This is a genomic window from Alcaligenes faecalis, from assembly GCF_005311025.1.
Taxonomy (GTDB): Bacteria; Pseudomonadota; Gammaproteobacteria; order Burkholderiales; family Burkholderiaceae_B; genus Alcaligenes; species Alcaligenes phenolicus.
Map to the genome: position 1 here is coordinate 2,247,719 of NZ_CP031747.1, position 11,005 is coordinate 2,258,723.

9 protein-coding genes are annotated in these 11,005 nt (G+C 58.0%); 7 read left to right on the top strand and 2 right to left on the bottom strand.

Annotation, left to right across the window (positions count from 1 at the left end):
• Positions 1-110: 110 nt before the first annotated feature.
• Both recJ and D0C27_RS10270 read right to left on the bottom strand, forming a co-directional pair.
• Positions 111-1,835 (bottom strand): single-stranded-DNA-specific exonuclease RecJ, encoded by a 1,725-nt coding sequence (gene recJ / locus D0C27_RS10265; protein ID WP_137430911.1) that lies wholly within the window; start codon positions 1,833-1,835, stop codon positions 111-113.
• Complete coding sequence (locus D0C27_RS10270; protein WP_137430912.1) at positions 1,817-2,764, bottom strand: hypothetical protein; 948 nt, start codon at positions 2,762-2,764, stop codon at positions 1,817-1,819. Before D0C27_RS10270 ends, recJ begins: the two co-directional genes overlap by 19 nt.
• A 42-nt stretch (positions 2,765-2,806) precedes the next feature.
• Here D0C27_RS10270 and D0C27_RS10275 point away from each other — a divergent pair, with 42 nt between their 5' ends.
• The 7 genes from D0C27_RS10275 (at position 2,807) to greB (ending at position 10,848) form a co-directional block, all read left to right on the top strand.
• Positions 2,807-4,081 (top strand): lipoprotein-releasing ABC transporter permease subunit, encoded by a 1,275-nt coding sequence (locus D0C27_RS10275; RefSeq protein ID WP_009457991.1) that lies wholly within the window; start codon positions 2,807-2,809, stop codon positions 4,079-4,081.
• Positions 4,074-4,787, top strand: a complete 714-nt coding sequence (locus D0C27_RS10280; RefSeq protein ID WP_009457989.1) for an ABC transporter ATP-binding protein — start codon at positions 4,074-4,076, stop codon at positions 4,785-4,787. The genes D0C27_RS10275 and D0C27_RS10280 overlap by 8 nt, the downstream gene beginning before the upstream one ends.
• 74 nt (positions 4,788-4,861) lie before the next feature.
• Complete coding sequence (locus D0C27_RS10285) at positions 4,862-5,695, top strand: TatD family hydrolase (protein ID WP_137430913.1); 834 nt, start codon at positions 4,862-4,864, stop codon at positions 5,693-5,695.
• A gap of 200 nt (positions 5,696-5,895) precedes the next feature.
• On the top strand, positions 5,896-8,364 hold the full coding sequence (locus tag D0C27_RS10290; RefSeq protein ID WP_137430914.1) for a DNA internalization-related competence protein ComEC/Rec2: 2,469 nt from the start codon (positions 5,896-5,898) through the stop codon (positions 8,362-8,364).
• A 121-nt stretch (positions 8,365-8,485) separates the two neighbouring features.
• On the top strand, positions 8,486-9,382 hold the full coding sequence (locus tag D0C27_RS10295) for an alpha/beta fold hydrolase (RefSeq protein WP_137431589.1): 897 nt from the start codon (positions 8,486-8,488) through the stop codon (positions 9,380-9,382).
• A gap of 6 nt (positions 9,383-9,388) precedes the next feature.
• Positions 9,389-10,237, top strand: coding sequence for a 3',5'-nucleoside bisphosphate phosphatase (locus D0C27_RS10300; RefSeq protein ID WP_137430915.1), 849 nt, complete (start codon positions 9,389-9,391; stop codon positions 10,235-10,237).
• 17 nt (positions 10,238-10,254) lie between these two features.
• On the top strand, positions 10,255-10,848 hold the full coding sequence (greB, locus tag D0C27_RS10305) for a transcription elongation factor GreB (protein ID WP_009457980.1): 594 nt from the start codon (positions 10,255-10,257) through the stop codon (positions 10,846-10,848).
• Positions 10,849-11,005 lie beyond the last annotated feature (157 nt).

Sequence of the window (11,005 nt, forward strand, 5' to 3'; positions counted from 1 at the left end):
AGGTTTGCCTCGTATTCTCCCATCGTGAGTGCGCTACCCCTGTTTGTGTGTGATGAGCGAGGGATAGCGGTCACGGATATGTTATTGGGAAGGGCAGTGCTTGGGTTCGGTCAGCGGGATGGATCGTTGGGGCAGTCCTGGGCAAATTCAATAATGAATTGCACGCTGACGTTTCCATTCCATTCGTTCTGGTCCAAGCGATAAGCGGCTTCGATATGCTCGGACAGCAAGGTATCGCGATTGAACCAAATGGCATCGAAGTATTCGCCGTTACGCTCCAGACTCAATTTCAGATGCTTGTTTTTCAGTAAGCGCTGCTGGCGCACAAAGAATCGGTCATGGAATACTGGTGCTGGAAAACCTGCGCCCCAGACTTGTTTTTGTAGCATGCCGGCCACCGTAATATTGATGTGCTCGGGCTCCAGCGAACCGTCGGTTTCGATGACGGGATCAAACTGATAGCGGCCGGTCAGTTCCTGTACGGCTTCTTCAAAGGCCTGCACAAACACATCGTAATTATCTTCTTCGATTGTCAGGCCAGCTGCCATGGCGTGGCCACCAAACTTCAGAATCAGGCCGGGGTAGCGTTTGGAGACCAGATCCAGCGCATCGCGCAGGTGGACGTCGGGGATGGAGCGGCCCGAACCTTTGATCTCGCCTTCGTCACCTTGTGCAAACGCCAGGGTAGGACGCCAGTACTTTTCTTTCAAACGCGAGGCGACCAGGCCAACCACGCCCTGGTGCCATTCGGGGTGGAACACGCACACAGTGGCGCTGGTGTCCGGTTCGGCCAGTTCGGCTGCGCGCAGGGCCTCTTCGCGCATGGATTGCTCAATCGAGCGGCGATCCTGGTTCATGTCCTCCAGTTCGCGAGCCAAATTAGCGGCCTCGTCTTCGTCATCCGTGATCAGGCAGCGTATGCCCAAGGCCATATCGGCCAGTCGACCGGCGGCGTTGATGCGTGGCCCCAGGGCAAAACCCAGATCAAAGGCGCTGGCCTGCCGCGGGTCACGGCCAGCAACCTGGAACAGGGCGCGCAGCCCAGCCTGCATCTGGCCCTTGCGCATGCGCTCCAGCCCTTGGGTGACGATCAGGCGGTTATTGGCATCCAGGCTGACTACGTCGGCCACGGTCCCCAGGGCGACCAGATCGGCCAGTTCGTTCAGGCGTGGGCCTGCATTGGCCTCATATACCCCGCGCTGACGCAGCTCGGCACGCAAAGCCAGCATCAGGTAAAAAATAACGCCCACACCGGCCAGGTTCTTGGAGGGGAACTCACAGCCGGGCTGATTGGGGTTCACAATCGCCAGGGCATTGGGCAACTCATCGCCGGGCAGGTGGTGGTCTGTGACCAGAACTTTCATGCCCGCCATATGAGCGGCTTCCACACCATCAATACTGGCAATGCCGTTATCCACGGTAATCAGCAGATCCGGTTTGCCCGAGGGATGTTGCTCAGCCAGTTCGACCACGGCGGGTGACAGGCCATAGCCGGTTTCAAAACGGTTTGGAACCAGAAAGTCCACGACTGCGCCCATGCTGCGCAGCGCGCGCAGGCCGACTGCACAGGCGGTAGCGCCGTCACAGTCGTAGTCGGCAATGATCAGCATGCGGTCCCGGCGGGCAATGGCATCGGCCAGCAAGACGGCGGCTTCACGAGCCTGGGTCAGCATATTGGGCGGAATCATGTTGCGCCAGGCCGGATCGATCTGGGCGGCATCGGTTACACCCCGGGAGGCCAGCAGACGGGCCATTAAATCGTGAATCCCGGCCTGTTTCAGGGCGTGGCTGGCGGCTTCTTGAGCGGGACGGTTTTTCAGGATAGGGGTGACCACCACTGACTCCAGTTAGAGGTTTGTTTGAACAGGGACAGGGGCCAGATGCGGCGCGAGGCGGGACCGACGTGAGCATAGCGGTCCAGTCCGGTCAGCACCAGTTCTGGCATGGGCCCTGCGGCCAGGGGGGCGAGCACGGTACGATCCAGCTCGGCCAGTTGTTGCAGCCAAAGCCCCCAGTCTTGACGTATCAGGCTGTCTTGCAAGTCATCAATAATGCGCAGTTCGGCGGGCTCGGGGCCTAATTGCTGACAGGACGCTCCGCCAAACAGCCACAAGCTGTTCACATTGGGCAGACCCGCCTGTTCGCGCTCCTGATTGTCCGGCAGGGAAAAGGCCAGCATTTGAAATTCATTGATAAGACGACGCCAGGGGCGGGTTTGCACATCCTGTGTCCACCAATTATTCAAATTGCTTTGGCTGACCAGTTCTGTGGAGGCCGCTTGCACCGTAAAATCAGCCGGTGGAGTGACACGCCACAAGGCCGGGCTGATGTACTCGAATTGAAAGCCGGTGTCGTCCAGATAAGGGCGAATGGCCTCCAGCAAGGCGCGGCTATAGGACTCAGTCAAGGCCAGTTGCTCGCTGGGTATCAGCATGGCGCCCTCGCGAGAGGGGGCAATGTGCACCAGCTCTGCCAGCCAGACAGCTTCTTCAGGTGTCACCGAGTGGATTTGTTTCAACTGGCGTAGCCGCAAAGGGGCCAGACCTGCGCTAAGATGCTGGGCTTGGTGCGCCGTAAAGCCGTGGGCGTGCAAAAGCCAGGCTTGTGCTGGCGTGCACAGGTCCTCGGACGGGTCGCGTACCGACAGCGTGCCTTTGCCCTGAGTCAGTAACTGAACCAGTGAAGGGGCCGTCTGGGGCAAGTGTTTGATGAGTTCGCGCGCGATGGCCGGTTCCGGCAGCGCACCGTTGATTACGATCTGCATGACAGCGATTGTAGTGTTTTCTTTGAGGCGATAGCAGCTCGCATGGGATACGAATTTTGGATTGGAGCGCGGTATGCCGGCCTGGCCAAGGGCCGCAAACGGCGTGGGGGACGAAAAGACCGTTTTGTCTCCTTTATTGCGGGCAGCTCGATGGCGGGGATTGCCCTGGGGGTAGCCGCGCTGATTGTCGTGCTGTCTGTCATGAACGGTTTTCAGACCCAGGTGCGTGATCGCATGCTGTCGGTCTTGCCGCATATTGAGTTGATTGTGCGCAATGCCGATCATCAGCAAGTCCTGAATGAATGGAAGTCGCTGGCCCAAAAAGCCCAGACCAATCCGGCGGTGGTGGGCTCGGCCCCCTATGTGGCCGGGCAGGGCATGCTGGTGCGCAGTAATCAATTGATGGGCGTGCAGGTACGTGGCATTGAGCCTGATCAGGAAAGCAAGGTGTCCGAGCTGGCCCAGCAAATGGTCATGGGCCGACTGGAAAATCTGCAGCCAGGCACTTTCGGGATTGTGCTGGGCGAGCAGTTGGCCAATCAGTTACGTGTCAGTACGGGCGATACGATCATGCTGATGGCCCCGCAAGGCTCGATCTCGCCAGCCGGCTTTTCGCCACGCATGCGCCAGTTCACGGTAACCGGCGTGTTTTCCTCCGGCTATTACGAATACGATGCCAGCCTGGCTTTTGTGAACGTGGATGATGCTTCCAAGATTTTCCGCGACAGTGGCAATAGTGGTGTGCGTCTGCGTATTAAAGATATGCAGCAGGCCCCCATGGTGGCTCAGGAGTTGGCCAGCAAAATGCCGCGCAACGTGCTGGTGTCGGACTGGACGGCCAATAACCGTACCTGGTTTGCCGCTGTGCAAACTGAAAAACGCATGATGTTCCTGATTCTGGCCTTGATTGTGGCCGTGGCGGCTTTCAACCTGCTGTCCTCCTTGGTGATGGCCGTGAAAGACAAGCAGTCTGACATTGCGATCTTGCGTACGATTGGCGCCACCCCCAGCGAGATTGCCCGTATTTTCCTGGTGCAGGGCGCCTTGATCGGCGTGGTGGGCACGTTGTTGGGTGTCGGTTTGGGCACCTTGATTGCCTACAATATCGACGTGATCGTGCCCTTTATTGAAAACCTGATGGGCCGTAAATTCCTGCCTCAGCAGATTTATTTCATCAGCGAATTGCCGTCCAATCCGCAGGTCTATGACATTGTGCTGATTGCTATCGTCTCGCTGGTTTTGTCCTTCCTGGCCACGCTGTACCCAAGCTGGCGTGCTTCCAAGCTTCAACCTGCACAGGTGCTGCGTCATGACTGATCTTATCGCTCCAACCGTGCTGCGCGCGCGCGATGTCAGCGTCCACTACGAGGAAGGTGGCAACAGCATTCAAGTGCTTTCCGGGGTGAATCTGGAAGTGTGTCGTGGCGAGATGGTGGCTATTATCGGCGCTTCCGGCTCGGGTAAAAGTACCTTGCTGCACGCTTTGGGCCTGCTGGATAAGCCTGATACAGGCAGCATCGAGGTTAACGGCACCCAGACAGAGAGTCTGAATGAAAGCGAACGCAGTCAGCTGCGCAACAAGGTGCTGGGCTTTGTGTACCAGTTCCACCATTTGCTGCCTGAGTTTGATGCGCTGGACAATGTGGCCATGCCCTTGATCGTGCGTCGCATGAAGCGTCCAGAGGCGCGCGAGCAGGCTCAGCAGGTTCTGGAACAAGTGGGTTTGTCCCAGCGCGTGCATCACTATCCGGGTCAGTTGTCCGGGGGCGAGCGTCAGCGAGTGGCCTTGGCGCGTGCTTTGGTCACACGACCTGCCTGCGTGCTGGCGGACGAGCCGACCGGTAATCTGGACCGCTACACCGCTGAAGGCATGTTTGAACTGTTAAGCCGGGTCAATGAAGAGTTCGGCACGGCTTTTGTCATCGTGACCCATGACCAGGCCCTGGCCTCCCTGGCCCATCGTCAGCTGGTCATGGACAAGGGCTATCTGACCCAGGAAATCAGGTCCGAGCGCCGGGTCTAATACCTGGCAGGGGCGTGGGGCTGTCATACCGCGTCCTTCCCTTTGAGGGGCTGAGGTTTGTGGGGAGTCTCGTTATGCTTATCGATACGCATTGTCATCTGGATGCTCCCGAATTTGCTCAAGACCGAGAGCAGGTGATTGAGCGTGCTCGCGTGGCGGGTGTACGTTCGATTGTGGTGCCGTCCGTAGGTGTATTTGACTTTCAAGCTGCCCGTGAGACCGCGATGGCAGCACCCGGGGGCGTGTATGCGCTGGGGATTCACCCCCTGTTTACTCCTGAAGCGGGGGCAGCAGATCTGGAAGCCCTGGAGCAGGAAATCCAGCTGCGTCTGGACGACCCGCGTTTTGTCGCCTTGGGTGAAATCGGTCTGGATTACTTTGTGCCAGAGCTGAAAACCGAAGAGGCTAGTCGTCATCAGGAATGGCTGTATGAAGCTCAATTGGCCATGGCGCAACGCTATGGCTTGCCTGTACTCCTGCATGTGCGTCGCTCTCAAGACCGGGTACTGAAATATCTGCGGCAGTTTTCGGGAGTAGGCGGAATCGCCCATGCTTTTAACGGTAGTGAGCAGCAGGCGCAGATGTTCGTACGCCAAGGCTGTGCGCTGGGTTTTGGTGGGGCCATGACCTTTGGCCGAGCCAAGCAGATTCGCCGTCTGGCGCAGGATATGAGTCTTGATGATATTGTGCTGGAGACCGATGCGCCGGATTTGGCGCCGTCCTGGCTGGTGGAGCCGGGGACTCCCTTGGCATCGGTTCGCAATGAGCCGGCTGAGGTGAAAGGAGTCGCGGAGAGTCTTGCAGAGCTGCGGGGGACGGGCGTGGCTGATGTCATTCGCCAGACCGGGGCCACGGCACGACGAGTCTTGCCAAGGCTGGATGCATTTTTGTCTACCCAGGGGTATTAGGCTGGGGACAGGCTTTTTGATGTTGCCAGAACTGCTTTTCCCCTGGGCTTTCACTCCTGGTTTATCCATCAGATAAGAGGCGCGTTTTGCCTATCGGTACAAGCCGATATGAGCAAAGTGTCCTTGTTTCGACCCTTTGAGGCACACCTGAACTCTACGCTATAGATTTGCGTGGAGGTCGCTATGGCAGGGCAGAGCCCATGACAGGGCGTGCGTGTTTAGCCGCTTTTGTGGCCGCAGCCACATTCACCCATTTCCTGAAGCCTTCGTATCTGGCCTTGCCTGTTTGGCCGTGGCTGGGTGCTGTGGTTGTGAGCATCTTGCTGGCGCAGCGTTTTTCTTTTGCTTATGTTCTGGTCTTTGCCTGCTTGGGAGCCAGCTACAGCATTTGGCATATACAGGGCCGGCTGGCTCAATCCGTCCCGGTCACTGACATCAATAAAGTCAGTCGGGTAGAGCTGGGAATCCAGTCCTTGATACAGGCCGGGCCGAATTACAGACAGTTTCAGGCACGCGTCCTGAACTCCCAGCCGCCCGGTTTGCCCGAGCAGATTCTGGTTCGCTGGAATGCGGCTCAAGGCCATCGCTCCTTGTACCGTGAGCCGTCTGTACAAAGCTTCCCCGAGCTGATGCCCGGTCAGCGCTGGCGCATGTCTTTATTGATGCGTCCACCTCAAGGAGCCCGTAACCCTCATGGCTTTGACGCAGAACGTCATGCCATGACTCAAGGCTGGCGGGCTGTGGGCAGTGTGCGGGGTCAGCCACAACGATTGGACTTTGATCCGGCGCAGTCCTGGTTCACATGGACGGAGCGTCTACGCCAACATTTGCGCAACGTCCTGATGCCCTACGTACAAGAACAACGCTGGGGCGGGGTGATGCTGGCTTTGTCTTTGGGAGATCAGGCCAGTATCGCGGCACCGGATTGGCTGATCTTTAACCGCAGTGGCCTGACGCACTTGGTGTCGATAAGCGGCACGCACGTTACGTTCCTGGCCGTGTTGTTGGCTGCCTTAGTGTCCTGGTGTTGGCGACGTGTTCGTTGGGGGCGCTGGGTATTGGCCGAACAAGTTCCTGCTCAGGTTGCTGCGACCTGGGTAGGTATTGCCGGGGCGGGTACTTACTGCGTCATCGCAGGCTGGGGTGTTCCTGCCCAGCGTACTTTTTTGATGTTGCTGGTGCTGGGTGTCTGCCGTCTTTGGGGCTTGCACCTGGGAGCCAGCCGGACTTTGATGATTGCAGCTCTGTTTGTGGTTTTGCATGATCCATGGGCGGGGCTGACCACCGGCTTTTATCTGTCTTTCGCCGCTGTTTCGGTCTTGTTCGCGTTTGGCGCTTTGATGGGGCAGGTGCCGCAGCCAGGCACCCGGTGGCAGCGCTGGGGGCGGCGGATCTGGTTTGCGACTCAGTTGCAGGTGCTGATTACCTTGGCCTTGTTGCCCGCACTGGCCCCCTTGTTCCATGAAATATCCTTGGCCTCCTTGCCCGCGAATGCGTATGCCATCACCTTGATCGGCTCAGTTGTGACGCCGCTGGTGCTGCTCTTGTTGATTTTGGCGGCGCTACAGGCTCCGCCAAGCTGGTGCGAGTCTGTCGCCAATCTTGCTCATGCTGTATTGGATTTCACCATGCAGCCTACGATCTGGCTGGCGGAGCGTAGCCTTGCCAGTGTGCCAGTGCCTGCCCAGCACTGGGCTTGGACAGTTCTGGCTTTGCTGGGGGTACTGCTATTACTTTTGCCCAAAGGCTTTGTGTCCCGCTTGAGCGGCCTGTCTCTGTTGGTGCCCGCCTTGGCTTTGCGACCTTCTTTATTGCAGGAAGGGGACTGGGACTTGTTTGCCCTGGATATAGGCCAGGGTAGTGCGGTGGTGCTGCGTACACGCAGTCAGGTGTTGCTGTTTGACGTGGGAAACCGCTACGGCCCTGATTCCGATGAAGGCAAACGCAGCATTGCCCCCTGGTTGAAAGCCAAGGGAATAGGGCGGATCGATACCTTGGTGTTGTCTCATGCCGATATGGACCATGTGGGCGGGACGCGCAGCGTATTGCAGGCGGTACCGGTTAGCCGCTCCTATAGCAGCTTTGATCTGGACGCGCATCTGAATCGGGAGGAGCGTTTGCTGGCTGTGCCTGCTGGCTCCACTGTTCGCCCGGAGCAGGCCCTGCGCTGTGAGCAGGATGTGCACTGGGAGATAGACGGCGTACGTTTCCGGTTCTGGTGGCCCCCTGCGGATGAAGCCAGATTCAAGGCCGCCTATGGTAGCGAGGAAGATAAGAATGCCATCAGCTGTGTGCTGGAAATTCGAGGTGCCCGACACAGCGCCTTGCTTTTGGGCGATGCCGGTGTGGCGCAGGAGCAAGCCATTATGGCGGCGGGTTTGGGGCCTGTTGATGTCGTTGTAGTCGGGCATCACGGTTCCCGGACCTCCTCGGGGGCGCATTTTGTGAAACACATGCAAGCGGGGTTGGCGATTGCTCAACTAGGATGGTGGAATCGCTTTGGGCATCCACATGCGCAGGTGCAAACGCGTTGGGAACGCTCCGGCGCTTTATTCCTGCGTACCGATCATTGGGGCGCTTTGACTGTGGAGTCGCGTCCTTCGGCCCTGTATTACTTTGGCGAGCGTGATCGTCACGCCCGCTACTGGCAGTCCCCAGCACCGCCCTGACGGCAGGACAGAAACGGCATAGTAAAGCCCTCGGGCTGGGCTACAATAGTCCTTTATCTGTCAAATTCTGGTCTGAGCGTTCATGACAACTGATCTTCAGGAGCCGCGCCTTAATTGGGTTATGTGTGCCAGTGCCTCCGGTACGCACCGCATGGCGTACTGGGAGTGGGGCGATCCCGGTAACGATCAGGTCTTGATGTGCGTGCATGGTTTGACGCGTACTGGCCGGGATTTTGATCAACTGGCTCAGCGCCTGTCCAAACGTTACCGTGTGGTAGCCCCCGATGTTGTGGGACGTGGCCGCTCTGATTGGCTGATTGATCCTGCCGCTTACGCTATTCCTCAATACGTTGCCGACATGTTGGTGTTGATTGCCCGATTGCAGCCGGCACGGCTGGATTGGGTGGGCACGTCCATGGGCGGTTTGATTGCCTTGGGTTTGCAAGGCGCGCAAGCCATGTCAGCCTTGCTGCGTCCGGCTCGCCCCGGACCAGGTCTGGGTGTCGAGCCCTTGCAACTGCCTTTGGGTCGAGTCGTTCTGAACGATGTAGGCCCGGCGCTGGATATGACAGGGCTGCAACGCATCAGTGAGTACGTTGGGCAGTCCGTGCTGTTTGATACCTTCGAACAGGCGGTGGAGTATGTACGTTCCGTCTCGGCTTCCTTCGGGGAGCATTCCGCTGAAGAGTGGGCCGATATGTCCCGCCACGTCTTTGTGGAACATGAAGGCAAATGGCGTCGCCATTACGATTTGCGCTTGTCGCAAGCCTTTGCTCAGCAAGCGGATGTGGACTTGCAAGCGGCACAGGCCTTGTTGTGGGGCGCCTATGAGGGTTTGCCGGATAAGGTGCTGATCGTGCGCGGCCAAGAGTCCGATCTCTTGAAGCCAGAAGCGGCCCAGGAAATGTTGCAACGCAATCCTAATTCGCAACTGGTGACTATTCCCAATGTGGGACATGCGCCCATGCTGCGCAATGCCGAGCAAATCGACCACATCGACTACTTTCTAGCTGGATAGCCCCTTATGAGTGTTCAGGCCCGCTTGCCCGTTGATTTGCATTGCCATTCCATTTATTCAGATGGTGTGCTCAGCCCCGCGGAACTCGCCGCGCGTGCGCATGCTAACGGTGTGAAACTGTGGGCCCTGACGGATCATGACGAAATCGGTGGCTTGAAATTGGCCCGGCAATACGCCGAGGATCTGGGCATACGCTTTGTGGACGGGGTAGAAATCTCCGTCACTTGGGCGAACAAGACTATCCACATTGTTGGCTTGGGCGTGGACCCGGACCATCCTGCCCTGCAGCAGGCGCTGCATGATGTGCGTGCTGGCCGCGAGCAACGCGCCCGTCAAATGGGTGACCGCTTGGAAAAACTGGGTTTTCCCAATGCCTATGAAGGTGCAGTCCCATTTGCGGCCAATCCGGAACTGATCAGCCGCACGCACTTTGCGCGGTTTCTGGTACAGCAAGGTTACTGCGTTGATATGAATGAGGCCTTTCGCCGCTACTTGGCGGATGGCAAGCCTGCTGCCGTGGAAACCGTCTGGGCCAGCCTGGAAGAAGCGGTGGGCTGGATACGTGAATCGGGCGGCAAGGCCATTATTGCCCACCCCGGACGTTACGAATTGGACGGCACCCGCAGCCATGCTTTGTATACCCAGTTTCTGGAATTGGGTGGTGTGGGGATTGAAGTGCTGACGGGCAGTCACACTCCGCAGGAATACAGCGTGTATACCCAGGTAGCACGCAGCTATGGTTTTGAAGTGTCCTGTGGTTCGGATTTTCATGGTCCCAGCGAAGGGCGTGTTGATTTAGGCGGTTTGCCGCCTTTGCCCTCGGGATTGAAACCCGTTTGGCAGGAGTGGCTCTAGCAGGAGCCTTGAAAACGATGAATAAAGCCTTTGTGAAAGAGTCCGATCAGGACGATGACGACGATCTGGACGCCCCGGCCAGTGCGCTACCCAGTGGGACCAAGAATTACATGACGGTCCTGGGGTATCGCCGTTTGCGTGGCGAACTGAGCCATTTGATGAACAAGGAGCGTCCCGAGGTGGTGCAGATCGTCTCCTGGGCGGCATCCAATGGTGATCGCTCCGAGAACGGCGATTATCTGTACGGTAAAAAACGCCTGCGGGAAATCGACCGCCGTATCCGCTTCCTGACCAAGCGTCTGGAAATTGCTGAAGTGGTCGATCCCGGCTTGCAGCCCAATCCCGATCAGGTGTTCTTTGGTGCAACCGTTGTTTATAGCGACAGCCAGGGTGAAGAGTTCACCATCACCATTGTGGGCGTGGACGAGGCCGAACCCTTGCAAGGCCGTATCAGCTGGATTTCGCCGGTGGCCCGGGCCCTGATCAAGGCGCGTGAAGGCGACACCGTGGTGCTGCGTACCCCCGCCGGCAAAGAAGAGTTGGATATTCTGGAAGTGTCCTATCCCGAGCCCGCGCCAGCTCCTGATCTGGATGGAGACAGCCCGATTTGAACGCCGTACCGGGTCCGTATTGGAGATTACGGGGCGCGAATCGCTCCGGCCCCTCAAGACGTCTTGTCGAGCTTGCCGGGTTTGCTGTGTCTCCAGCCCCGCTTGTTGCGGCCCCGTTGTTTGAACTGAATTTTCCCTTTTTGTGCACGCCATTTAC

Excerpts from the sequence above, each read along its gene's own strand:
- D0C27_RS10270 (WP_137430912.1), bottom strand. The coding sequence starts at position 2,764 with ATGCAGATCGTAATCAACGGTGCGCTGCCGGAACCGGCCATCGCGCGC.
- D0C27_RS10275 (WP_009457991.1), top strand. The coding sequence starts at position 2,807 with ATGGGATACGAATTTTGGATTGGAGCGCGGTATGCCGGCCTGGCCAAG.
- D0C27_RS10280 (WP_009457989.1), top strand. The coding sequence starts at position 4,074 with ATGACTGATCTTATCGCTCCAACCGTGCTGCGCGCGCGCGATGTCAGC.
- D0C27_RS10285 (WP_137430913.1), top strand. The coding sequence starts at position 4,862 with ATGCTTATCGATACGCATTGTCATCTGGATGCTCCCGAATTTGCTCAA.
- D0C27_RS10290 (WP_137430914.1), top strand. The coding sequence starts at position 5,896 with ATGACAGGGCGTGCGTGTTTAGCCGCTTTTGTGGCCGCAGCCACATTC.
- D0C27_RS10295 (WP_137431589.1), top strand. The coding sequence starts at position 8,486 with ATGTGTGCCAGTGCCTCCGGTACGCACCGCATGGCGTACTGGGAGTGG.
- D0C27_RS10300 (WP_137430915.1), top strand. The coding sequence starts at position 9,389 with ATGAGTGTTCAGGCCCGCTTGCCCGTTGATTTGCATTGCCATTCCATT.
- greB (WP_009457980.1), top strand. The coding sequence starts at position 10,255 with ATGAATAAAGCCTTTGTGAAAGAGTCCGATCAGGACGATGACGACGAT.